The sequence below is a fragment of the Streptomyces sp. AC550_RSS872 genome, from assembly GCF_019049285.1.
Taxonomy (GTDB): Bacteria; Actinomycetota; Actinomycetes; order Streptomycetales; family Streptomycetaceae; genus Streptomyces.
The window spans coordinates 65,735-89,553 of record NZ_JAGMUL010000039.1 but is presented as its reverse complement, the minus strand read 5'-3'; the positions used below and the strand labels follow the sequence as shown (position 1 = coordinate 89,553).

At 70.9% G+C, this 23,819-nt stretch carries 20 protein-coding genes; 8 read left to right on the top strand and 12 right to left on the bottom strand.

Annotation, left to right across the window (positions count from 1 at the left end; translation table 11 throughout):
• On the top strand, positions 1-993 hold a 993-nt coding region (locus KUM44_RS18230; protein ID WP_254389689.1), incomplete at its 5' end, for a tellurite resistance/C4-dicarboxylate transporter family protein.
• Here the strand turns inward: KUM44_RS18230 and KUM44_RS18225 are convergent.
• On the bottom strand, positions 971-1,324 hold the full coding sequence (locus KUM44_RS18225) for a hypothetical protein (RefSeq protein ID WP_217209006.1): 354 nt from the start codon (positions 1,322-1,324) through the stop codon (positions 971-973). The two genes, KUM44_RS18230 and KUM44_RS18225, sit on opposite strands and share 23 nt — an antisense overlap.
• A 570-nt stretch (positions 1,325-1,894) precedes the next feature.
• On the opposite strand from KUM44_RS18225, the gene KUM44_RS18220 reads away from it, so the two are divergent.
• Positions 1,895-2,959 (top strand): C40 family peptidase, encoded by a 1,065-nt coding sequence (locus KUM44_RS18220; protein ID WP_217209005.1) that lies wholly within the window; start codon positions 1,895-1,897, stop codon positions 2,957-2,959.
• Positions 2,960-2,992: 33 nt separating this feature from the next.
• Here the strand turns inward: KUM44_RS18220 and KUM44_RS18215 are convergent, their stop codons facing one another.
• Together KUM44_RS18215 and KUM44_RS18210 are read right to left on the bottom strand one after the other, a co-directional pair.
• Positions 2,993-3,712 carry a response regulator transcription factor gene (locus KUM44_RS18215; protein WP_217209004.1) on the bottom strand — a complete coding sequence of 240 codons (720 nt, stop codon included), beginning with the start codon at positions 3,710-3,712 and terminating at the stop codon, positions 2,993-2,995.
• Positions 3,709-5,034, bottom strand: coding sequence for an ATP-binding protein (locus KUM44_RS18210; protein WP_217209003.1), 1,326 nt, complete (start codon positions 5,032-5,034; stop codon positions 3,709-3,711). The genes KUM44_RS18215 and KUM44_RS18210 overlap by 4 nt, the downstream gene beginning before the upstream one ends.
• A 143-nt stretch (positions 5,035-5,177) precedes the next feature.
• On the opposite strand from KUM44_RS18210, the gene KUM44_RS18205 reads away from it, so the two are divergent.
• Both KUM44_RS18205 and KUM44_RS45505 read left to right on the top strand, forming a co-directional pair.
• Complete coding sequence (locus KUM44_RS18205) at positions 5,178-6,569, top strand: PspC domain-containing protein (protein ID WP_217209002.1); 1,392 nt, start codon at positions 5,178-5,180, stop codon at positions 6,567-6,569.
• A complete protein-coding gene (locus KUM44_RS45505; protein WP_308402650.1) occupies positions 6,556-6,783 on the top strand; it encodes a hypothetical protein in 228 nt (75 codons plus the stop codon). Before KUM44_RS18205 ends, KUM44_RS45505 begins: the two co-directional genes overlap by 14 nt.
• On the opposite strand, the gene KUM44_RS18200 is transcribed toward KUM44_RS45505, so the two are convergent.
• Both KUM44_RS18200 and KUM44_RS18195 read right to left on the bottom strand, forming a co-directional pair.
• Positions 6,774-7,304 carry a DoxX family protein gene (locus KUM44_RS18200; protein ID WP_217209012.1) on the bottom strand — a complete coding sequence of 177 codons (531 nt, stop codon included), beginning with the start codon at positions 7,302-7,304 and terminating at the stop codon, positions 6,774-6,776. The two genes, KUM44_RS45505 and KUM44_RS18200, sit on opposite strands and share 10 nt — an antisense overlap.
• 241 nt (positions 7,305-7,545) lie before the next feature.
• A complete protein-coding gene (locus tag KUM44_RS18195; protein WP_217209001.1) occupies positions 7,546-8,826 on the bottom strand; it encodes a hypothetical protein in 1,281 nt (426 codons plus the stop codon).
• 298 nt (positions 8,827-9,124) lie between these two features.
• Between KUM44_RS18195 and KUM44_RS18190 the strand changes: the two genes are divergently transcribed.
• Positions 9,125-10,045, top strand: coding sequence for a DUF4429 domain-containing protein (locus KUM44_RS18190; protein ID WP_217208999.1), 921 nt, complete (start codon positions 9,125-9,127; stop codon positions 10,043-10,045).
• A gap of 43 nt (positions 10,046-10,088) precedes the next feature.
• Here the strand turns inward: KUM44_RS18190 and KUM44_RS18185 are convergent, their stop codons facing one another.
• The gene (locus KUM44_RS18185) at positions 10,089-10,895 is read right to left on the bottom strand and encodes a class II aldolase/adducin family protein (protein ID WP_217208997.1); all 807 of its coding nucleotides are present in this window, start codon (positions 10,893-10,895) and stop codon (positions 10,089-10,091) included.
• 163 nt (positions 10,896-11,058) lie between these two features.
• Here KUM44_RS18185 and KUM44_RS18180 point away from each other — a divergent pair, with 163 nt between their 5' ends.
• Positions 11,059-11,532 (top strand): pyridoxamine 5'-phosphate oxidase family protein, encoded by a 474-nt coding sequence (locus KUM44_RS18180; RefSeq protein ID WP_217208996.1) that lies wholly within the window; start codon positions 11,059-11,061, stop codon positions 11,530-11,532.
• Positions 11,533-11,569: 37 nt separating this feature from the next.
• On the opposite strand, the gene guaA is transcribed toward KUM44_RS18180, so the two are convergent.
• Entirely contained in the window at positions 11,570-13,147 is a 1,578-nt protein-coding gene (gene guaA, locus KUM44_RS18175) for a glutamine-hydrolyzing GMP synthase (protein WP_217208994.1), read from the bottom strand.
• A 323-nt stretch (positions 13,148-13,470) separates the two neighbouring features.
• Here guaA and KUM44_RS18170 point away from each other — a divergent pair, with 323 nt between their 5' ends.
• Positions 13,471-13,758: a chorismate mutase gene (locus KUM44_RS18170; protein WP_217208993.1), complete on the top strand. Its 288-nt coding sequence runs from the start codon at positions 13,471-13,473 to the stop codon at positions 13,756-13,758.
• A gap of 523 nt (positions 13,759-14,281) precedes the next feature.
• Here KUM44_RS18170 and KUM44_RS18165 read toward each other — a convergent pair.
• Complete coding sequence (locus tag KUM44_RS18165) at positions 14,282-15,412, bottom strand: hypothetical protein (RefSeq protein WP_217208992.1); 1,131 nt, start codon at positions 15,410-15,412, stop codon at positions 14,282-14,284.
• Between the two features lie 244 nt (positions 15,413-15,656).
• Between KUM44_RS18165 and KUM44_RS18160 the strand changes: the two genes are divergently transcribed.
• On the top strand, positions 15,657-16,718 hold the full coding sequence (locus KUM44_RS18160; protein ID WP_217208991.1) for an LPXTG cell wall anchor domain-containing protein: 1,062 nt from the start codon (positions 15,657-15,659) through the stop codon (positions 16,716-16,718).
• A gap of 104 nt (positions 16,719-16,822) precedes the next feature.
• Here the strand turns inward: KUM44_RS18160 and KUM44_RS18155 are convergent, their stop codons facing one another.
• The 4 genes from KUM44_RS18155 to KUM44_RS18140 all read right to left on the bottom strand — a co-directional run bounded on the left by KUM44_RS18155 (position 16,823) and on the right by KUM44_RS18140 (position 23,772).
• Positions 16,823-18,601: a GMC family oxidoreductase N-terminal domain-containing protein gene (locus KUM44_RS18155; protein WP_217208990.1), complete on the bottom strand. Its 1,779-nt coding sequence runs from the start codon at positions 18,599-18,601 to the stop codon at positions 16,823-16,825.
• Between the two features lie 29 nt (positions 18,602-18,630).
• Positions 18,631-20,244, bottom strand: coding sequence for a succinic semialdehyde dehydrogenase (locus KUM44_RS18150; RefSeq protein ID WP_217208989.1), 1,614 nt, complete (start codon positions 20,242-20,244; stop codon positions 18,631-18,633).
• A gap of 133 nt (positions 20,245-20,377) precedes the next feature.
• Positions 20,378-22,084 (bottom strand): serine/threonine-protein kinase, encoded by a 1,707-nt coding sequence (locus tag KUM44_RS18145; RefSeq protein ID WP_217208988.1) that lies wholly within the window; start codon positions 22,082-22,084, stop codon positions 20,378-20,380.
• A gap of 38 nt (positions 22,085-22,122) precedes the next feature.
• A complete protein-coding gene (locus KUM44_RS18140; RefSeq protein WP_217208987.1) occupies positions 22,123-23,772 on the bottom strand; it encodes a serine/threonine-protein kinase in 1,650 nt (549 codons plus the stop codon).
• Between the last annotated feature and the right edge of the window lie 47 nt (positions 23,773-23,819).

The window sequence follows — 23,819 nt, the reverse complement described above, 5'->3', positions numbered from 1 at the left end:
CCCACGGCCGGTGCCGCGGTCATGGCAACCGGCATCCTGTCGGTAACCCTGCACCAGACCGGCTACGAAACCCTCTCCCGCATCGCCCTCGCCCTGGCCGCCGCAACCTGGGTCGCCCTGGCCGGCGACTTCACCGCACGCCTCCTGTGGGACCGCGTCAGGTGGGTGAAGGAGGCAGCCACCCCGGCCGCCCTGACCGCCATCGCCGCGACGACCGTCCTCGGCACCCGCTTCAGCGTCCTCGGCTGGCAGACCCTCGCCAAGGCCCTCCTGGCCCTCGCGGCGCTCCTCTGGCCGGGCCTGCTCATCGCCGTCGTACGCCACTGGCACCGCGGCATGCCCGGCGCCGTGTTCCTGGGCTGCGTGGCCACAGAGGGCCTCGCCGTCCTGGGCGCGACGCTCGCAGTGGCCGAGGCCTCGGCATGGCTCGCCCACGCGGCCCTCGTACTGTTCTGGCTCGGCCTCGTGCTCTACGTCATCGCCCTGACCCGCTTCGACCTACGCCAGGTCGCCCACGGCGCCGGCGACCACTGGGTGGCGGGCGGCGCCCTCGCCATCTCCGCGCTCGCCGGCTCGAAACTCTTCGCCGCCGACAGCGCCCGCCTGTACCTCTGGAACGACGACGACACCAGCACCCTGCGCACGGTGACCATCGCCCTGCTGGTCCTCGACCTGGCCTGGTACGCCGCCCTGCTGCTGGCCGAGATCGCCTGGCCACGGCCGCGCTACGACACACGCCGCTGGGCCACCGTGTTCCCGCTGGGAATGACGGCCGCGGCGACACTCTCCGTCGCCACCGCACTGGACGTCCCCTGGCTCGAGCGCCCCGGCGAGGCACTGATGTGGATCGCGGTGGCGGCCTGGCTGGCGGTCACCGCCGGCGCGGTCCGGGCCTACACCCACCCCGGCCACGGAACCGGGGCCGGAGCCAGGACCCCGGAGACGGACGTCAGGACCCCGGAGACGGACGTCAGGTCCACAACACGGCGATGAAGATGTTCGCCACGGTCAGCAGCCCCACCAGCCCGAACAGCCGCTTGTCCACCGTCTCGTCGTCCCGCTTCACATACACGAGCCCGAGGATCACGACCAGCAGCGCCAGCTTCACACCGATCTTGACGTTGTCGACGGGCTGGTCGTCCGCCTGATTGAGGCCGACGAGGATCACCCCGGTGACCAGCATGGTCAGCGCGCCGTGCAGCATCGCGGGGACGAACCGGGCGGTGCCCTGGCCCATCGCCTTCATCTGGGTGAGGAAGCCACCGAGCAGGGCGGCGATACCGATGATGTGCAGGCCGACGAAAAGATGGATGAGTACGTCCATGACGCCGGAGCCTAACCAGCCCCGCTTATGCCCCCACCACCGCACCCCGACCCACCACACCGCACCCCGACCTGCCCCGCCTCGCCTCGCCCCACGCCCCCTTCCCGATCATGCATATATGCGCCCCATAGCACCCGACCGGCCCGCCCCGCCCCCATTCCGCCACATCGGTCAGCACACAGCGTGAACACGACGCCCTCAACCCGGGATCACGCTCACTTACGGTCATCACCCGGTCTGCTCCCGGCACTTCCGCACAACGCGTTACCGCCCCGACACACAGAGGTTTAGCGTCCTCCACCAGGTGACCGGCTCCCCACCGCCGCCCGGGCCAGGGGCGGCAGTCGGACACCTCCGCCGAAAAAGTCCGGCGGCGGCCCGCTCCCCCTGTGCAGGCCGCCGCCGGACGCGCAACCCGCCCCCGGGCGGGTCGTACGTCCGCACCCCCAGGCGTTCGTACGCCCGCCGTTCCCCCCGGGGCGGGCCGCTCCCTCCGGGGAGGGTCGTACGGCCACCTCAGTGGCGGACGTACGGGACGAGGCGGTCGTACGAAAGGACGTGCAAGTCCACGTGGCAGCGCACCGAAAACCCCGTCAGCGCTCGGCCGGCGGCAGTACGGCCCGCACGGCATGGACGATCGCCCTGGCGGGCGCGGCGACGGCGACGGGCTTCGACGGGACCGGACATGCCGAGCCGCAGCTGACTCCGACGCAGGTGAAAGCGAAGGTGGACAAGCTGTACCAGGAGGCGGAGGTCGCGACCGAGAAGTACAACGGCGCGAAGGAGCAGGCGAACGCGGCCGAGCAGCGGATCAAGACACTCCAGGACGAGGCCGCCCGCAAGACGGAGAAGCTCAACTCGGCGCGGGAAGCGCTCGGTTCGATGGCCGCGGCGCAGTACCGCGACGGCGGCCTCGACCCGGCCCTCCGACTCGCTCTCTCCGCCGACCCCGACCGCTACCTCGACGGAGCGGAGTTCGCCGAACGCACCGGCAACCGTCAGGCGGCCTCCGTCGCGAGCGTTCGCAGCCAACTGCGCGAGATCGAGCAGCTGCGCGGTGCGGCGCACATCGAACTGACCTCGCTGAAGTCCCGCCAGGCGGAACTGCAACGCCACAGCAGGACGATCAACGGCAAGCTGGACACGGCCCGCGACCTGCTCGCCCGGCTGACCGAGGAGGAGCGCGCCCGGCTCCAGGCGAACGGCACGGACCGCGCCGCCCGCTCCTCGACAGATACCCGCGACGCCCTGTCAGCCCCCGGCTCGGCCACGGCCCAGGCCCCCAACGCCCGTGCTGCGGCAGCCGTTTCGTACGCCTACTCCAAGCTCGGCAGCCCCTATGTCTGGGGCGCGACCGGCCCGAACGCCTTCGACTGCTCCGGCCTCACCCAGGCCGCCTACCGCTCGGCCGGCCTCTCCCTCCCCCGCACGACCTACGCCCAGATCGACACCGGCCGCCGCGTCTCCCGCTCCGAACTGCTCCCGGGCGACCTGGTGTTCTTCTACTCCAGCATCAGCCACGTGGGCCTCTACATCGGCAACGGCCAGATGATCCACGCCCCGAACCCCTCGGCCCCGGTCCGCGTGGCCCCGCTCGACGAGATGCCGTTCGCGGGGGCCACACGGGTCGCCTGACCGAGCCGACGCCCCGGCGCACCGGGGCCGGTCTCACACCAGTCGCCGCGCCGTCGCCCACCTGGTCAGCTCATGCCGGTTGGACAACTGGAGCTTCCGCAGCACCGCCGACACATGCGACTCGACCGTCTTCACGGAGATGAACAGCTGCTTGGCGATCTCCTTGTACGCGTACCCTCGCGCGATCAGCCGCAGCACCTCCCGCTCGCGCTGGGTGAGCCGGTCGAGGTCCTCGTCGACCGGCGGCGCGTCCGTCGAGGCGAACGCGTCCAGGACGAACCCGGCGAGGCGCGGCGAGAACACCGCATCGCCGTCCTGGACCCGGAAGATGGAGTCGACCAGGTCGGTACCGGTGATGGTCTTGGTGACATACCCCCGGGCACCGCCCCGGATCACCCCGATCACATCCTCCGCCGCGTCCGAGACGGACAGGGCGAGGAAGCGGACGGGCTGCTCGGCGTCCGCCATCAACGGGGCGCAGCGGCGCAGGACTTCGACCCCGCCGCCACCCGGGAGGTGCACGTCGAGGAGGACGACCTCGGGCCGCGTCGCGGTGATGACCGTGACCGCCTGGTCGACGTCATCGGCCTCCCCGACGACCTCGACGCCGGTCTGCTCGGTCCGGCCGATCTCGGCCTGGACTCCGGTACGGAACATGCGGTGGTCGTCGACGAGGACCACACGCACATGCCGCTCGACCGCGCTCCCGCCGGTCGACTCCACAGGCTCGTTCGCCTCGGTCGGGTCGCTCATGACGTCTTCTCCGCCCTCTCCATCTCCAGCTCGACCTCCGTACCGCCGTCGGGCACCGCCCGGAGCCGGGCCGTACCGCCGTTGCGCTCCATACGGCCGATGATCGATTCTCTGACGCCCATGCGGTCGGCGGGTATCGAGTCGAGGTCGAAGCCCGGACCGCGGTCCCGGACGGACACGAACACGGTCTTTCCCTCCACCTCGGCGTAGACCTGCACGGCGCCGCCCTCGCCACCGTACTTCGCGGCGTTCACCATCGCCTCGCGCGCGGCCTGCATCTGCGCTCCGATTCTCTCGTCGAGCGGGCAGTCGCCGACGACCACGACCTCTATGGGGACGCCGTGCTTGTCCTCGATCTCGGCGGCGTTGCGCCGGACCGCGTCGGCGAGGTTGGCGGGTTCGTCGGCCTCGTCCTTGCCGGTGCCCTCGGGTTTGTAGAGCCAGGTGCGCAGGTCGCGCTCCTGGGCGCGGGCGAGGCGGCGGACCTCGTTCGCGTTCTCCGCGTTGCGCTGGATCAGGGTCAGGGTGTGCAGCACCGAGTCGTGGACGTGCGCGGCGACCTCGGCGCGCTCCTGGGCGCGGATGCGCATCAGGCGTTCCTCGGACAGGTCCTGCGTCATCCGGACCAGATACGGACCCGCGAGGAGCGTTATACCGACGAGGACCGCCAGGGCCGCCTGAAGGACGGAGCCGAGGTGGGCGGCGGAGCCCTGGAGGACGAAGATGCCGGAGACGCCGGCCGTGACCAGGACGACGCCGCCCGCGGCACGCAGCAGGGTGAGGGTGCGGCGGCGCCGGCCGACCTCCATCCAGCGGGCCCGCCGGGAGTTGTCCGCCTGGCGCCAGACCAGGGCGACGCCCGCGCCGACGAGCACGGCGGGCAGGAGGTAGGCCTTGGCGCCGCTGCCCAGGTCCACGCTGCCGACGAAGACCATCGCCACCACGACCATGAGGAGCAGCGCGACGATCTGCCCCTTGTCCGGCTTACGGGCGACGAGCTTGCGCCGGCCGTCGGGAGCGGTCTCGGTGGCGAAGGGAGAGGGCCGCTGAGCGCCGACTCCGCCGACGCCGAGCGGCACGAAGAACCAGAACGCGGCATACAGCAGCGCCCCCAGGCCGTCCGCCATGAACAGGCCGACGAAGACGAGTCGCACCCAGATCACGGGCAGGCCGAGATGCCCGGCGAGCCCCCGCGCCACGCCCCCGAGCCAGCGTCCGTCACTGCTGCGGTAGAGCTTGCGCGGCGGCCGCGGTTCGACGAGTGGCGCTGCTGCGGCTTCCGGCATGCCATCGATGTTCACACGGTCGGAGCACCGGGGCATCAGGGTCGACCCCCGATACTCCCCTGATCTTCGCGACCCGCCGCGTCGAACACTTCCCCCGCCCCCTCCTCAGGGCCGATATCAGGGTCCGACCAGGGTCGTTCCGACTCCCGCAAGACGGACCCGCCCGTCACCATGGACACATGACAGATCACCAGCCCGCCGCGGACTCCGTGCCCGAGCCGGACGCCGTGCCCACCGCGGGCACCGCGTCCGGCCCGTCAGCCGCGTCCGAGCAGGCGGGCATGGAAGCGGAGGCACTCGACCCGCCGCACAAGTTCCGGCGCGACCGTCGGCACAAGATGCTGGCCGGTGTGTGCGCCGGGCTCGGGCGGCAGTGCGACATGGACCCGGTGATCTTCCGGATCACCCTCGCCGTACTCTCCGCGACCGGTGGCATAGGTCTCCTCTTCTACGGCTTCGCCTGGCTCTTCGTCCCGTACGACGACGAGGACGAGAACGAGGTGCGCAAACTGCTGACCGGCCGCGTCGACGGCCAGGCGCTGACGGCCGTGCTGTTCGCGCTGGTCGGCTGCGGCGTGTTCCTGACGCTGCTGAGGAACGGCGGTGTGCTGGCCTTCGCCGTCGTCCTCTCCCTCCTCGTCGCGGGCGCCGGCTACTGGTCCCGGCACCGCAGCACCCCCGACCCCGACCCGCTCGCCGCCCAGGCCGTGGCCGACGCCCCACCGGAGGCACAGGCCCCACCGGTCCCCACCGGCTACCCCTCCTGGTGGCGCGACCCCATCGTCAAGGACGGCACCCACGAGGGCGGCACCGGCTATCTCTGGGGCCCTCGCGACTCCCGCGACCGCGACATCGCGGCGGCCGTCAGCATCGGCCTCGGCACCTGGAGCAGCCGCGGGGACGTACGCGCCCGGCGCCCTCAGCAGCCGAAGCCGCGCGGCCCCCGCTGGATCGGCGGCTGGGTGTTCCTGCTGGCCCTCCTCGCGGGCGCCCTCGGCACCGGCGCGACCTGGGAGGACCGCGCCCTCGGCACCAGCCTCCAGACCGGCCTGGCCTGCGCGCTGCTCGTCCTCGGCCTGGGCATAGCCGTCAGCGCGTTCCTGGGCCGTACGGGAGCGGGCTCCATATTCCTGGCGATCGTCACCGCGGGCCTGCTGGCCGCTTCGGCGGCACTGCCCAAGGACATCAGCACCCACTGGGTCGAGCGGAGCTGGAGACCGGCGGCCGTGGCCGACGTACAGCAGCAGTACGACCTCGGCACAGGCGTCGGCACCCTGGACCTGACCCGCCTGACCATCGCCGAGGACAAGACGTTGACCACCAGAGCCGACGTAGGCGTGGGCCGGCTGAAGGTGATCGTCCCCAAGGACGTGACCGTGCGGCTGAGCATCGACGTCGGAGTGGGAGACATCCAGTTGCCGGGCGACGACCAGCAGGACGTGGATGTGGCACCGGGCCAACACAAGGAAGTGACGCTGACACCGCCCACGGGCACCAAGGAGGCGGGCACACTGGACCTCGATCTGAGCGTAGGCGTGGGACAGGCGGAGGTGAGCCGTGCTACGTCATGAGTTCCAGCCCGGCAGGCTGGTCGCCGGCACCTTCCTGACCCTCACGGGCATCATCTACGCCGGAGACGCGGGCGGCGCCTGGGAGACACCTTGGTTCGTCGTCATCCCTCTGGTCATGGGCGGCCTCTGCCTGGCAGGAGCGGTAGGGGTCCTGACCCGAGGAATACGCAAGCGCAGCGCCGCGGATCCCCGACCCCCGGCTGACTACCGATAACCGCCCACCCGCTGCCGTCGCCGCCCACGCAGCGCCGCATCCACGGACAGCATGGGGGCGCCCGCCAGCACGAGAGGCAGCCACGCCATCAGATACGCCAGGTCATTGCCGTAGTAGTACGGATCGGAGGCCCAGCTCACCGTCAGCCACAAGCTCAGCGAAATGAGCGCCCCACCGAGCGCCGCCAGTCGGGCGAACAGCCCGATCAACGTCCCGATACCGACGGCCAGCTCACCGAAGGCAATCGCATAGCCAAACCCGACGGGACTCTCCAGGGCCATGTCCACCAGGGCCGGAATGGCCGAGGAGTCACGAACAGCACGCATCATGTCGCCGACCGACCCCGCACCGGAGTCCTTCATAAAGGCGCTGTCGGTGAGCTTGTCCAGTCCGGCATAGATAAAAGTGACGCCCAGAAAGACGCGCAGCGGAAGCAACGCATACCGGGTAGCCGTGTCCCGCCAATTGCGGTCGCCGTCGAGATAGGGGGTGTGCGTGTCCGAATGCATACCGTGAGTCATCGCCCGTAGCCGCCTCTCGCCCGCCATGCCGTGACCCCTCAACAGACGATACGTACGCGGCGCTCGCGTCGCTCACCTGTCACCGCCCCGTATTCTCCGGCCACGCCCGGCCGAGGGAAACCCCGCGTCAGCAACGGCAGTGCCCAGGATCCTCCTGGGACGAGAAGCACCCCCGCACCCGCACCCGCACCCGCACCCGCACCCGCACCCGCCCACGGCGGCCCACCCGCCGGAGGCACCGTCACTCGGTCACATCGATCACGTACCGATTCGTCTCCACCCCCACCGCACTGACCACCTGCACCTCGACCCGCCCCGGCTCCACATCCGCCGGCACCGGCACCGTGAGCACCGCGTCCGTCGGATTGCTGAACCCCCCGTTCACCGGCACCAGCGGCACTCGCACATGCACCGCCCCGATCCGCACCACCATCCGCGACAGCCGATCCGCCCCCTGCGCCCCCGGCGGCACGAACCCGGCCCCCCGGATCTCGATGTCGTCACCCGTACGGATGGGCGCGTCCAGGTCGCCGGCCTCCCGCGCCCGCACCACCGAGAGGATCACCGGCCGACCCCCCTCGGCGTACTTCCCGGCCAGATACGTCGCGGCCGAGACCAGCACGACCACCGCCAACCCCCACGGCAGATCGGGCAACTGATCCGGGCGCCGAGCCAACCGCACCGCCGCGAACAGCAGCGCCACCCCGCTGATCACGACGTACTGGACGTCCGCGAAGGTGCCCCGCCCCGCGTCGTCCGTCAGCAGATCCGCAGCCCGAGGCCGATGCGCCCGCACTTTCTGGAGGCGCTGGCCGAGCACCCGCACCCCGACGACCCGTCGCACCAGCACCGCGATGGCACAGACCACGGCGAGCACGGTCACCACACCGGTACCCCGCCCGAGTTCGAGACCGGCGATCAACGCGTCGCGCTCACGGTGCCCGGACGCCGCCGCAAGCTGCACCACCAGCACGAGCACGGCGTAGGCCACGAACAGCACCCAGGCCGCGGCCACCGCACGCGACGTGGACAGCCGGTTGTCCTCACCGATGACCGGAGCCAGCGCCCCGCCGCGCGCCCGGTGGAACCACGACGCGGCCGTGAGCGCCCCGGCCGTCACCAGCGCCGCCAGCAGACCGGCCGTACGCGCCGACGTCCACCCCGCGCCGATCGCCGTGAGTGCCTGCACCAGCAGCAACGCGACGACGAGACCCCAGACGACACCCGTCGTACGCGACCACAGCCGGGCCAGCCACGCCTCCCCCTCGGCGCGTCCCCGCTCGGCGACGAGTTCCGCCGACTGTGTCAGCTCCTCCGAGACCCACTGCCGGGAGGCCGAGGCCGAGTGGGCCACCGCCGCCGGGAGCCCTTGACCGGCCGCGAATTCATCCCGTTTCAACAGGAATTCGGCGACCGCGCGCCGATGTCCCGCCCGCGCCCCGTGCGGACAGTCCCCGCAGGTGCAGCCACCCCCATGCGCGCCCACCGCCGCGCTGCCCCGCCCAGCCTCCTGCACCGCCACGCCCGACGCCCGCCTTCCCGAAAACCCTCATGCCCCGATGACCCATGACCTATGACCCATCACCCATGGCCTATGGCCTATGGCCTTATAGCCCCACTGCCCCTCGATCGGCAGCCCGGTCTCAGATACCGGCCACCGCCGATTCCGGTCCCGGTCGCACCACCGACCACCACTGCCGCCAACTCACGTACGGCGACAGCGAATTGTGCCGTAGTCCAGGCACGACCCGCCTGTCAGGTCCGTTCGGCGCGGGTGATGGGCGGGCTCCCCGTGTTGACCCGGCTGCGAGAATTTCCCTATGGCCGAGATCATCCAGCGCGACGGGACCTGGGCCTTCGACGGCACAACGGTCCGGATCACGCCGGGACTCCACCGCTCCGTGCCGCTGTTCCGGCAGACCTACGGAGAGATCGCCGTACCCCTCGAAGCCGTCGCGAGCATCGTCTTCGAGCCCGAGCGCAAACGAGGACGGCTGCGGATGCGGCTGCGCGAGGGCGCCGACCCGCTGCTCCAGGCGACCGGCGGCCGGCTGCCCGACACGGCGGATCCGTACCGGCTGACGGTGGACGTCGACCGTGCCGGGGTCGCCGAGTACGTCGCCGAGGAGATCCGCCACGCACTGCTCCTGGACCAGATCCCCAAGGAGCCGACCAACACCTATCTCCTCCCCGGGCCACCCGTCCCGGTCTCTGTCCGTTCCTCCGACGGCACGGTCTCCTTCGACGGCAGCCAGGTGCGGATCGACTGGTCCGACACCTCCGACCGGGTCAAACGGGCGACCGGCCCGCGCATCATCGGCGTGGGCGACCTCCTCCAGGTCGAGTGGCTGCCCAACTCCGGTCAGGAGGACGGCTTCCTGCGGTTCGTGACCCGGGAGACGGTGTTCTCCCAACTGCCGCCGGAGAAGGACCCGTACGCGCTCGACCTCTGGGGCAGCGTCCGCCGTGACCTGCTCACCGCCCTGGTGGCCACCGCGGTCACCGCCCGCCTGCCGCACCCGTCGACCCGCCCGGCCATCGACCACACGGACCCGGCGGACGAGGCGGACCGCACCGACCGCACCGACCGCACCCAGCTGACGGCGCCCGTCCCGCCCCCGGCCGACCACCACGACGTACTCCTGCGCAGACTGCGGGAGTTGGGGGAGCTGCACCGGGACGGCGTACTCACGGACGAGGAGTTCGCGATGACGAAGGCGGTAGTCCTCCGGGGCTTCTGAGCTCGGCCGCAGGGCTACGGACCGGCCTCGGCCCTCCCAGCCGTCAGCTCAACAGATCCGGCTCGCTCCGGCTCACGTCCTGCCACAGCGGCTGATAGTTGATCCACGCCACCAGATCCCCGCCCAGCTGCTCCCGTGTGGCCACGGCCTGCCGATGCTCGATGAGCACCGGACGCCCCGCCGCCCGGGCCGTCAGCTGCACCTGGCTGGACCGTTCCATCGACAGGAACCACCAGGCCGCCGCGTCCACGGAGTCGCCGACGGTCAGGAGGCCGTGGTTGCGCAGGACGAGGGCCTTGCGGGAGCCGAGCGCGGTCGCGATCCGGCGGCCCTCCACGGCGTCGACGGCCACGCCCGAGTAGGCGTCGTAGAGGGCGTGGTCCTCGTAGAAGGCGCAGCTCTCCTGGGTGATCGGGTCCAGGAGCTCCCCCAGCGCCGCGAGCGCCCGTCCGTGCACCGAGTGGCAGTGGGCGACGGCGACGACGTCGGGGCGGGTCGCGTGGACCTGGGAGTGCACGGTGAACGCCGCCTGGTTGACGTGGTACCGCCCTTCGACCACCTGTCCCTCCGAGTTGGCGAGGACCAGGTCGCTGACGGTGACGTGCTTGAACGGCATCCCGAACGGGTTCACCCAGAAGCAGTCGCTGAACTCGGGATCGCGCGCGGTGATGTGCCCGGAGACCCCGTCCTCGAAGCCGAGCCGCCCGAAGATCCGCAACGCGCCCGCGAGCCGTTCCTTGCGGTGTCGGCGCTCGTCCTCGACGGACTCGTGCATGGGCGGCATGGCGAACTGCAACCGTTCGGTCGGCAGCGGCGAGGGCGGAGTGGGCCCGAGGGGCGTCCCGTGCATGTGTCCTCCCGCACTGGGTTGCTTACGGGGCGGAAGTTACCCTCGGTCAGCGCAGGAGAACAGAGATGTTCTGTAAAGATCCCGCCCCGAAGGGCCCGGGATCGCGCCCCCCGCACCCGGAATCCAGACAGCGGATGTCGGATATCGACGCGACACTCACCGTATGACAGCGAACTGGGCCACCTTCGCCAAGGCCGAACCCGATCTCGCCCGCACCGCCGAGGACCGCTTCGGCGCCTTCACCCACCACGTCCTCGCCACCCTCCGCAAGGACGGCTCCCCCCGCACCACCGGCCTGGAGGTGCGCTTTCTCAACGGCGAGCTGTGGCTCGGCATGATGCCGGACTCGCTCAAGGCCCTCGACCTGCGCCGCGACCCGCGCTTCGCGCTCCAGGCGAACCCCGGGGAGGGGCAGTCGATGGGCGGCGGTGACGTACGGATCTCCGGGCGGGCGATCGAGGTCGAGGACCCGGCGCAGAAGGCCGCGTACGGCGAAGAGGTGGAACCGCCGGAGCCGTTCCACCTCTTCCGCGCCGAACTGACGGAGGTCGTGCGGACCTACGTCGAGGACGACAAGTACCTGGTCGTCCAGGTCTGGAAGCCCGGCGAGCCGGTGCGCACGATCAAGCGCAGCTGAGCCGTGTCACCAACCGGAGGCCCTTCACAAGAGGGGCCTACTCCCACTCGATGGTGCCCGGCGGCTTCGAGGTCACGTCGAGGACGACTCGGTTGACGTCCCGCACCTCGTTGGTGATCCGCGTCGAGATCTTCGCCAGGACGTCGTACGGCAGCCGCGACCAGTCGGCGGTCATCGCGTCCTCGCTCGACACCGGCCGCAGAACGATCGGATGGCCGTACGTCCGCCCGTCACCCTGCACGCCCACGCTGCGGACATCCGCGAGCAGGACCACCGGGCACTGCCAGATGTCCCGGTCGAGGCCGGCCGCGGTCAGCTCCTCGCGGGCGATGGCGTCGGCTTCGCGGAGCAGGTCGAGCCGCTCCTTGGTGACCTCGCCGACGATCCGGATGCCGAGGCCGGGGCCCGGGAAGGGCTGGCGCTGGACGATCTCGTCCGGGAGCCCGAGCTCCTGGCCGACCATCCGGACCTCGTCCTTGAACAGCTTGCGCAGCGGTTCGATCAGCTTGAACTCGAGGTCTTCCGGCAGGCCGCCCACGTTGTGGTGGGACTTGATGTTGGCCGTGCCGGTGCCGCCACCGGACTCGACCACGTCGGGGTAGAGCGTGCCCTGGACGAGGAACTCCACGGCCGGACCCTCGTCCGCGATGATCTCGGCCTGCGCCTGCTCGAAGACCCGGATGAACTCGCGGCCGATGATCTTCCGCTTCTCCTCGGGGTCCGAGACCCCGGCGAGCGCCTTGAGGAACCGCTCCTCGGCGTCCACGACCTTCAGCTGCACGCCGGTCGCGGCCACGAAGTCCTTCTCGACCTGCTCGGTCTCACCCTTGCGCATCAGGCCGTGGTCTACGTACACGCAGGTCAGCTGGGAGCCGATGGCCTTCTGGACCAGCGCCGCCGCCACGGCGGAGTCGACGCCGCCGGACAGCCCGCAGATGGCGCGCTTGTCGCCGACCTGCTCACGGATGGCGGCGACCTGCTCGTCGATGACGTTCCCGGTCGTCCACTCCGGCTTCAGGCCCGCGCCGCGGTACAGGAAGTGCTCCAGCACCTGCTGGCCGTGCGTGGAGTGCATGACCTCCGGGTGGTACTGGACGCCGTACAGCTTCTGCTCGTCGTTCTCGAAGGCGGCGACCGGGACGACGTCCGTGGAGGCCGTCACGGCGAAGCCCTCGGGGGCGGCGGAGCAGGCGTCGCCGTGCGACATCCACACATGCTGCTCGGCCGGGGTGCCCTCGAAGAGGGTGGAGGACGACTTCGACACGTGCAGATCCGTACGGCCGTACTCGCGCGCACCGGTGTTGTCGACGGTCCCGCCCAGGCTCTGCGCCATCAGCTGGAAGCCGTAGCACATGCCGAAGACGGGGACGCCGGCCTCGAAGAGGGCGCGGTCGATACGGGGGGCGCCCTCCTCGTACACGGACGAGGGGCCGCCGGAGAGGATGATCGCCGCCGGGTTCTTGGCGAGCATCTCGGCGACCGGCATGGTGCTCGGCACGATCTCGCTGTAGACCCGGGCCTCGCGGACGCGACGGGCGATGAGCTGGGCGTACTGCGCACCGAAGTCGACGACCAGGACGGTGTCGGTGGCGGCGGCGGGGTTCGCTGATGACACGGGTTGCCTTCCGGCGGTGAGCGAGGTGTGTGTGAGGCCGAGTCTACCGGGCTCGGCGGAGGCCCTCCGGGGCCGAAGCCCGTCTCACGATGCGAACCCCCTGGGGACACCCACCGACGGCACGGCATACTGACCGCATGCTCACGCACCAGACCTTCCTCTTTACCTATGGCAACCGGCCCACCGGCTGCCATGGTCGTGCTGCTTGAGCAACTGACAAGCGACTTCCCAGGCGCCCCGGGCCGACAAGGTCCGGGGCGCCTGGCGTTTTCCGGATCCTGTCGCTCCGGGGCACCGCACCCATCCGACGAGGAGCCCCCGAGATGACCGCCACCACAGCGGAGAAGACCGGCGCGCACACCACCGAGGCCGCCGACGTGATCACCGGTGCCCGGGAACGCATCGACGCGCTCGACGACCGGATCATCGGCCTGATCCAGGAACGCATGGCCGTCTCGGCGGTGATCCAGGAGGCGCGGATCACCTCGGGCGGCCGGCGCGTGAACCTCTCCCGCGAGATGGAGATCCTCAACCACTACAGCGAGGCGCTGGGCAGGCCGGGCACCTCGCTGGCGATGACGTTGCTGGAGCTGTGCCGCGGCCGGATCTGAATCCACGTTCCGGGGACAGACGTACGCATTCCCTCTCACTCGTACGGAGCGTGACGCCGCTGCCACCCCTTCGTTGGTACCGGTGTCCGTGCCAGCCAGGGGCGGGCTCGAAAGAACCACGCGTGGCTCGCTGGGGCGATGAGGCGTACGGATCGTGTCGTACGCCGTGGGACCTCGCTCCAGGAAAGTGACCGGACGGCAGGGGACAGCAGCCCGGTCACCCAAGAGAAGGTCGGCTCCGGGGACGCCCGGGGCCGACCGGCGGGGAGGGCGACAGGCAGTGCGGGACCCAGGACGGAGTACAAGGGCGGGCCGAGCGGTTGCGGTGACCGCGTCCGTCCAGCACGATGCGTAAGAAGCTCCCCGGTCCCCGTGACCACCCGGGCGCACCCCGACCTTGACCAGCGGCGCAACCCCCCGGCGCCGCTCCCCAGGCACCGACGCTGCCCTGACGTCGGTGCTGACGAAAGAAGGGCCCCGCGGCTCCGTCCCGCGGGGCCCTTCTCATGCCGCTCGCCCCACGTCAGGTGCGGGAGACGGTGCCGCATCCCTCCGCAGGGTCCGCCTCGAGGTCCTTGCTGCGGTCGTACGGGTCCGTCGTCGGGCCGCTGGGGGGTGCGCCGGTGGGTGCCGCGGAGTCGAACTGCGGATGCAGGTATCCGTCGTACACGTCGCAGGCCGAGTTGCCGATCTCCTGGTCGTAGCGAAGGACGGCGATCTTCCCCGGAGTGACCTGGTACCTGGCCGGATCGGAGAACTCGGTGTCGACGACCCGGCGGATGATGGTGCGGGCCACCTCGGTCGAGCCCTCGCGGACGAGCGGGTAGACGAAGGTGTAGTCGGCGCGCACGACGACGGAGGCGTGCTCACCGGCCTTGAACGTCATGCGCCCGCGCGTCTTGACGACGTCACCGGCGAGCCGCACCTCGTCGGGGTCGAAGCGGCTGAACATCGACAGCGGATCGTGGTCCTTGTCCGGCTTGCGCAGCGCGGTGGTCAGCAGGTCGAGCAGTTCCGTCTGGCGGGGCTCGATGAGGCCGAGGGCGGTTTCCGGGCGTTCGCCGCGGAGCGTGGCCGGGTCGAGGTTGGCGTCGACGAGGAGCTTTCTGGTCCGTTGCAGCGCCTGCTCCACCTGCCTCTTCGACAGCGTGCCGACCCGGGTTGCCTTCGGCAGTACGATGCCGGCCTCGCCGTCGGCCCAGCGCTCGGCCGGCGAGCCGGCGAACGGCCGGGCCACGGTGGGGACGGCGGGATCGGCGGCGCCGGGCGCGGCCGTCGGGGCGGCGGTCTCCGCCGGGAGCGGCGACGCGGCCACGCCGTTCGGGGGCGAGGCGGTGGTGCCGAACGGGTCGCCGGGTATCAGGGACGGCCGCAGCGCCACGACGGCCACGGCGACGGCGAGGGACACACCGAGAACGGCCCACAGCCGGCGGCGCCGGGCGGCCCGCCCGTTCATCTCCTGCCAGGCGGGTCCGGTCCGCCAGCCGGGAGGCAGCTCTCCCCGAGCCTCCTGCTGCCGCAGCCGTTCGGTGACCATGCGGGCGCGGGCAGAGGGTTCCTTCGGGGCGGAGGCAGAGGCCTTCTCGGCGTCCTGGACGAACTTCTCCCAGGCTTCGTCCGGTATGGACGAGCCGTCGGATGGCTTGTCGGTCACGGCGGTGTGCACATTCTCTCGATGGGTTCGGCCGGCTGAGCGTACGTCAGGTCCGGCCTACTGATCAGAGCCTTCCGACGTGTGATGCAGGCCACATAAGAAACCCGTTAGTGAGGGCACAACCATTCACAGCCGTCACTGATCAAACCCTGCGAACCAACGGCCACACCCGCGCCCCACACGCGGAGGCCTCCCCTGACACGAGTGCTGCGGCCACGCGGCACTCCGGACTTTCGAGGTCTTCATGAAGCTTCGCCGTGCCCTGGCCGCCGCGGCCACGACGGCCGTCATAGCACCGATCGCGCTGCTGTCCGCGCCGGCGGCGTTCGCCACGGACCCGGCGCCGACGGCGTCGGAGACCACGTCGGCTCCCGAGGACCCGGCGCCGACCGAGGGCGCGACGACCCCGGCCACCGAAGAGCCGGCGCCCACCGAGGACGCGACGACCCCGGCCACCGAAGAGCCGGCGCCCACCGAGGACGCGACGACCCCGGCCACCGAAGAGCCGGCGCCCACCGACAAGCCCACCTCCTCCACCTCTCCGTCGCCGAGCCCCAGCGAGAGCACCCCCGAGGAGGAAGAGCCCCTTCCGTACTGCGAAGAGGTCGACGAGGAGTTCGCCGAGGAGGCGCTCGAGACCGAGGTCAGCGCCCTGCCGGGCAAGATCGTGGCGGGCAGCGGTTGGCACTCCTTCTCCCTGAAGGTCACCAACACCTCCGACGTCACGCTCAAGGACGTCGCCTTCTACGCCGAGATCGAGAGCACCAAGTACTGGGAGACCTGGGAGCCGACCCTCAGCCCGTACGTCGACCTCCAGTTCCGCAACCCCAGCACGAAGGCCTGGGAGAGCATCGAGGGCGAGGACGGCCTGGCCGGTGCCTACTTCTGGGGCACCGACACGATGAAGCCCGGCGACTTCAACAAGATCGACCTGCGGGTGGACATCCGCAAGGGTGCCCCGGCCGGTGAGTCCTACCACTTCGGCACCGGTGCGTACGTCGACAACATCAACGGCGAGGACTGCATCGCCGAGGGCTTCGGCGACGGCTGGTTCTTCGATGTCCTGGCCGCCGGCTCGTCGAACGAGAACCCGGGCGAGGCCAAGCCCGGCGCCGAGAAGCCGTCGAACGGGGCCGAGGAGAAGCCGCAGGGCGGCGTCAGCGAGCAGCCCGTCACCGGCAGCCTCGCGGAGACCGGCTCCAGCTCCAGCACGCCGGCCATCGCCACCATCGGTGGTATCGCCATTGTCGCCGGTGCCGGCGTCATGTTCGCGATGAAGCGTCGTCGGAGCGGTGCGGAGGCGTAAGTCTCACGAAGCTCTAGGCAAGACAGAGAAGGACCTGCGCTCGGAGGGGGGCGCAGGTCCTTCTCTGTGTGGGTCCTTCTCTGCGGCTCGTCCCGCGGCGCCGCCTACTGCTTCGGCGGCACCGTCGGCATCCCCAGGAACGGCAGCCGCAGCGCCCCGAACGCCTCCGTGGGTACCGCCGGGGACAGGGGCTCCACCGGCTTGAGGCGTTCGTACGCCGAGCCCTGGGCCGGGCGTGTGTCTGCCTCGCCCTTGTTGGGCCAGTAGGACATCGCCCGTTCGGCTTGTGCGGTGATCGTCAGGGACGGGTTGACGCCGAGGTTGGCCGAGACGGCCGCTCCGTCGACGACCGAGATGCCGGGGTGGCCGTACAGCCGGTGGTACGGGTCGATCACGCCGGTCTCGGGTGAGTCGCCGATCGGGCAGCCGCCGAGGAAGTGGGCGGTGAGCGGGGTGCCCATGAGTTCGCCGACGTTGGAGCCGGCGAAGCCGTTGATGTCGGCCGCGATGACCGACGCGGCCTCCGAAGCGGCCCTGATCTGCTTGGGGTTGGGGGCGCCGTGGCCCTGTCGGGCGGTCAGCAGGCCCTTTCCGACGCCGTCCTGCTTCAGATACGTCGTCAGCGAGTTGTCCAGCGACTGCATCACCAGGCCGATGATGGTCCGCTCCGACCAGCGGCGGTTGGAGAGGGAGCGGAGGACGAGGAGGGGGTGGCGGGCCGCGTTCGCCAGCCAGGCGCCCACCCGCGAACGGCCCTCCGCGTACGGGACCTGGAGGATCGACAGGCCGCCCATCGAGTTGGAGCCCTTGCCGTAGCGGACCGGCTCGATGTGGGTGTTCTCGTCCGGATGGATGGACGACGTGATGGCGACCCCGCGCGTGAAGTCGACCTTCGTCCCGCCCGTCACCTTGCGGTAGCGCCGGTTGTCGGTCTGGGCGCCGACGAGGGCCTCGGAGTTGGTGCGGGTCAGCTCGCCCAGCTTCGCGGAGAGGTACGGGAGTTGACCGCCCGCCTTCATGCGGTGCAGAAGGGTCTGGGTACCGTACGTCCCGGCCGCGATCACCACCCGGCGGGCCTTGAACAGCCTGCCCTCGCCCTTCCTCCTCCGGTCGGTCGGCAGGGTCGCCACCGCGTACCCGCCCTGGGAGTCGTCGGTGATCGAGACGACCGTCGTCAGGGGGTGGACGACCGCGCCCGCCTTCTCGGCGAGGTAGAGGTAGTTCTCGTTGAGGGTGTTCTTCGCACCGTGGCGGCAGCCGGTCATGCACTCGCCGCACTCCGTGCACGCCCTGCGCGCCGGGCCCGCCCCGCCGAAGTACGGGTCGGCCACCTCCTGACCCGGCTTGACCTGTGCCTTCCCCTCGGCGTCCTTGCCGTCGCCGAAGAAGACGCCGACCGGCGCCATGTGGAAGCTGTCGCCGACGCCCATCTTCTCGGCGGCCGCCTTGAGATGGACGTCGGACGGGGTCATCGTCGGGTTGAGCCGTACACCGAGCATGCGCTGGGCCTGGTCGTAGTACGGCTTCAGCTCCTCCTGCCAGTCGGTGATGTCCCGCCACTGGGGGTCGTCGAAGAAGGCCTTCGGCGGTACGTAGAGGGTGTTGGCGTAGTTGAGGGAGCCGCCGCCGACGCCCGCGCCGGCCAGCACCATGACGTTGCCGAGCAGGTGGATGCGCTGGATGCCGTACATGCCGAGCTTGGGGGCCCACAGGTAGTTCTTCAGGTCCCAGGAGTTTTTCGGGAGGGTCTCGCGGGTCCAGCGGCGGCCGGCTTCGAGGACGCCTACGCGGTAGCCCTTCTCGGTGAGGCGAAGGGCGGTGACGGAGCCGCCGAAGCCGGAGCCGACGACGATCACGTCGTAGTCATAGGTGTCCTGTGGCACGTGCTCTCCTCGTTGAGAACAGGGGGTTGTTACTTGAAGCGCAGGGCCTTCATGAGCCGGAGGCTGCGGCTCATGAACTGCGCGTACTTCTCGTCGTCCATCCCCAGCGACGGCGCCATCGGCAGCAGCCGCTGCTGGGCCACCGTCTGGGCCTCCGTGTACTTGAGGATGCCCTCGGAGCCGTGGCGGCGGCCGAGGCCGGAGTCCTTCATGCCGCCCATGGGCGACTGGACGCTGCCGTAGGCAGGGGCGTAGCCCTCGTTGACGTTCACCGTGCCGGTGCGCAGGCGGGCGGCGACCGCGCGTCCGCGGCTGCCGTTCTTCGTCCAGACCGACGAGTTGAGGCCGTACGGCGTGGAGTTGGCGTGTTCGATCGCCTCGTCCTCGGTCTTGAAACGGTAGATGGAGACGACCGGACCGAAGGTCTCCTCGGCGCAGACGCTCATCTCGGGCTCGACGCCGTCGAGGATGGTCGGCTCGAAGAAGTACGGGCCGATGTCGGGGCGGGCCGTGCCGCCGGCGACCAGCTTCGCGCCCTTCGCGACGGCCTCCTCCACATGCCGGGTGACCGTCTCCAGCTGCCGCTCGCCGACCAGGGACCCCATGTCGGCGCCGTAGGTGAGGGACTTGCCGAGCCGCATCGCCTTGGTGCGGGCGGCGAAACGCTCGACGAAGGCGTCCGCGATCGACTCGTGGACGTAGAGCCGCTCGATGGAGATGCAGAGCTGGCCGGCGGAGGAGAAGCAGGCGCGGACGGCGCCCGCGGCGGCCTTCTCCACGTCGGCGTCCTGAAGGACCAGCATGGCGTTCTTGCCGCCGAGTTCGAGGGAGACGCCGACCAGACGGGCGGCTGCGCCCTGGGCGACCTCGCGGCCGGTGCGGGTTGAGCCGGTGAAGGAGACGTAGTCGGCGTGCCTGACGACCTCGGGGCCGACGACCGGGCCGTCGCCGAGGACGACCTGGAAGACGTCGGCGGGCAGGCCTGCCTCGATGAGCAGGTCACGGGCCCAGAGAGCGGTCAGGCAGGTCTCCGTGTCCGGCTTCATGACGACCGCGTTGCCCGTGACGAACGCCGGGAGCGCGTCGCCGACGGACAGCTCCAGGGGGTAGTTCCAGGGGGCGATCTGACCCACGACGCCGCGCGGGTGGCGCAGTTCGGTGACGCGGGTGAGCGTGGGCATGGCGCCCGCGTGCCGCTTCGGCCTGAGGTAGGCGGGGGCCTTACGGCCGTAATGGCGGGCCGCGACGGCTACGGCCTGCACCTCCTCGTGGGCGTGCAGACGGGCCTTGCCGGTCTCCAGCTGGATGAGGTCGAGGACCTCGGCCTGGCGTTCGAGCACCAGGTCGTGGAAGCGGAGCAGGACGGCGGCACGCTGCCGTACCGGAACCTGCGCCCAGACGGCCTGGGCCGTGCGGGCCGCCTCGAAGGCCTGCCGCACGTCCTCGGGCGTCGATTCGGGCAGGTCGGCCAGCTTCTCGCCGGTGAACGGCGTGTGGTTGGCGGTGCGACCGGAGCCGACCACGCCCTTGGTGAGCTGGGCCACCAGCTCGGGGGTGACCACGTCGGCTGCGGTACGGGCGCCCTCCGGGGCGGGGGCGAGGGGGTTCGTGCCGGTCTTGGCCGGGGCCTGCGCGTCCGTCATGAGGCGCAGGGTATGCCGGAGGGCCGGGCTTTGTGTACCCGTCAGTAACGGGGATTCACCGAGTGCTCACACGCCGCCAGTGTCCACTGGCAACAAACGCGCTGATCAGGGCGTTGCCGGGGTCGATGGCGGGTCACTCGATCTCGAGTCGGTCACGGGCGCCCTTGTAGACGGCGGTGCCTTCCTTCTCGCGCGCGGTTCCCTTGGGCATCTTGACGCGGAGTGCGTACAGGCGCGCGTCGTCGGTCATGACGAACAGCTCCATCACCCGGGTCGGGACGTCGCCGTCCTCATAGGTGGTGTCGGCGAGGACGGCGTCGTAGCCCTGGAAGCTGGTGTCGTTGTACTGGGTCGATGCCTTGTCGTCCGTCAGTTTCCAGTAACCGGAGTGCAGGTCCGCTTGGCTCTTGAGCGGCCCGGAGACCTTGTCCCACCGGGTGAGCCGGACGCTGATGCGGTCGCCCTCGTAGATCACGAGCCGGGGTTGGTCGGTCGCGCTGCCCTGACGGTGGAACAGCTCGTACCGGCTCGGCACGGAGAGGACAGCGCTCAGCTTCTCCTCCCGGTGCCTGGTCCAGGTGAGAGCGGTGGGGCTGGGGGCGGGCGCCGGGGCGAGGGGGGCGGTGTGGACGGGGTTCATCACCTTGCCGTCGTCGTTGTCGACGAGGAAGGAGGAGGTGGTGAACCAGGTACCGCCGACCAGGAGGACGCCGAGGGTGGCGACCGGGACGGGGCGCAGCACCCAGGAGCGGCGCTGGGGCCCGGAGGCCGTGGGAGGTCCGTTCTCCTCGGCGTCAGAGGTTCCCTCGGTGGCTTCGGACTTCGGCTCGGGCCCGGCTTCCGGGCTCGCACCGGATATCGGCTCGGGCTCCGGCTCGTCCGTCTGCCCGGGCGCCGCTTCGCCCCTCAGCCGTACCGTCCCCGAATCCTCGGCGAACTCCCGCAGCCCCGAAGCATCCTGGAGCCCCGCCCCTGCCGGGCCCCCGGAGGGCGCCGGCACCGGCCATCCCTCCGCCACCGCCTCCAGCACCGCCTCGACCTCGTCCGCGCCGGGCCGCCGCTCGGGGTCCTTCACCAGCAGCCGCACGATCAGCGACCCCAGCGGTCCCGCCTGCTTCGGCTCGGGCGGGTCGGCGGCGAGGATCGCGGCGAGCGTGGACTCCAGGGTCGTACGGCGGAAGGGGGACCAGCCCTCGACGGCCGCGTACAGGAGAACACCCAGCGACCACAGGTCGGAGGCGGGGCCGGCGCCGCGGCCGGACATCCGCTCGGGGGCGATGAACTCCAGGGAGCCGACGAACTCGCCGCTGACGGTGAGGGACTCCTCACCCTGGATGTGGGCGATGCCGAAGTCGGTGAGGACGACACGGTCGTGCGCGCCCAGCAGCACGTTGGCCGGCTTGACGTCGCGGTGGACGATGCCGACGGCGTGCGCGGCCCGCAGGGCACCGAGGACGGCGAGGCCGATACGGGCGGCCTCGGTCGCCTCCACCGGGCCGCGCCGGAGAACCTCGTGCAGGGACTCCCCGCGGACCAGCTCCATGACGATCCAGGGCAGCGTGTCCTCGACGACGACGTCATGGATGGCGACGGCCGCCGGATGCTCGACGCGGGCGGCGGCGCGGGCCTCACGGTGGAGCCGGTGGGCGGCGCGCCGATGGGCCGCGTCCTCCGGGTCGCCGGGCAACCTCGGCTGTTTGACGGCGACTTCGCGGCCCACCAGTTCGTCGAACGCCCGCCAGACGGTGCCCATGCCGCCGGAGCCGATGCGCTCGATCAGGCGGTAACGCCCGCCGATCACCCGCCCGTTGGGCCCGGTGCGGCCACCGTCATCGTTCATGTCCCATGACTACCTTGCGGAACCGGCCCTTGGCCAGTTCAGAGTCTGTCGAGGTCCAGGTTGGCGATGGCCGTCCGCGCCACCTCGCGACCGCGCTCCGTGAAGTCGCCCTTGCCGGGGTAGTCGATGGTGAGCTTGTACATGTCCCCGGCCGAGGTCTTGTAGTAGAAGACCCTCATCTCGCGCGGGCGCGGGTTCTGGCTGTCGGTGGTGGCGTAGACGACGGTGTTCTCGGCGGCCGGCTTGTCCTGGTACGTGGTCTCGCCCTCCGGCTTGGTCTCCGCCCCCTTGGCCATGCTGAGGTCGTAGGCGGTGCCTTCCTTGAAGTCGCTGTTGTCGTCGTACATCTCGGCAGCCGCGGAGTCGGCGATGCTGTTGCCCGTGTCCTCGGCCTTCTTGTCGAGCCTCAGGCCGATCCAGAGGGCACCGCTCTGGTCGGTGTACGTCACCCAGTGATCGTCGTCCGTCTCCTCGGGCACGCCCCGCTTGTAGCCGTCGGGGACCGCGAGGGAAGCGCCGAGGGCCTTCTCCTCACGGACCTTCCAGCCGTCCGGCAACGGCCCCGCGAACGGATCGGCGACGACCAGATACGCGGCCACCGCCCCCGCGACCACGGCCGCACCGATGCCCAGCAGCGCCTTGGGTCCCAGCCGGATGCCTCTCTTGACGCTCTCGGGTATCCGTACGACCTGGGTGGCGGCCTGCACCGGCGGGTTGGCCGTCTGTTCCAGCAGCGCACGCGTCCGCGCGGCGTCGGGACGGCGCGCCGGGTCCTTCTGGAGCAGGCCGTTGATGGCCTCGGCGAGCGGGCCCTGGGCCGCGGCGGGTGGTGCGGGCGTGGCGTTGAGGACCGACTGGAGGGTGGCCGGGGTGTTGCTGCGGCGGAATGGCGAGACGCCCTCCGTCGCCGCGTACAGGACGACGCCCAGGGACCACAGGTCGCTCGTCGGTCCCGGGCGCTGGCCCAGCACCCGCTCCGGCGCGATGTACTCGGGCGAGCCGACGAAGCCGCCGGTGTCGGTCAGATTGGTCTCGCCCTCGATCTGGGCGATGCCGAAGTCGGTGAGGACGACGCGCTCGTGGCGGCCGAGCAGGACGTTGTCCGGCTTCACGTCGCGGTGCAGGATGCCCGCCGCGTGCGCGGCCTCCAGCGCGCCGAGCACTTCGAGGCCGATTCTCGCCGCGTCCCGGGCCCCGAGGGTGCCCTCCTGGAGGGCGTCGCCCAGCGAACGGCCCTGCACCAGCTCCATCACGATCCACGGCCGGCCGTCCACGACGGCGACGTCATGCACGTTCACGACCGCGGGATGGTCGAGCCGGGCCGCGGCACGTGCCTCGCGGCGCATGCGCTCGAACGCGTTGGCACGTTCGCGTTCGGGAAGGTGATCCGGTACGCGGGGCTCCTTGACGGCGACCTCCCGGTCCACCGTCTCGTCCTTGGCCCGCCAGACGGTGCCCATACCGCCGTGCCCGAGCTTGGCGAGCAGTCGGTAACGGCCGGCTATCAGGCGTCCGGCGCCGGGGTCCGGAGCGGGCGCGGTGGGCGCGGTGGGCGGGGTATGCGGGGTGGGCGTCGCGTACGGGTTGTCCGGGTGGGGGACGGCCGGGGGCAGGTTCGGCTGCGGAGGTTGCAGTTCGAAACTCGTCGGCTCGTCGGACCGGTAAGGGGCTCCCCCGTTGCTGCTCATGCGTCCATCCATATCGCGGCAAGCGGTTCGACATCCAGCGTGAATGC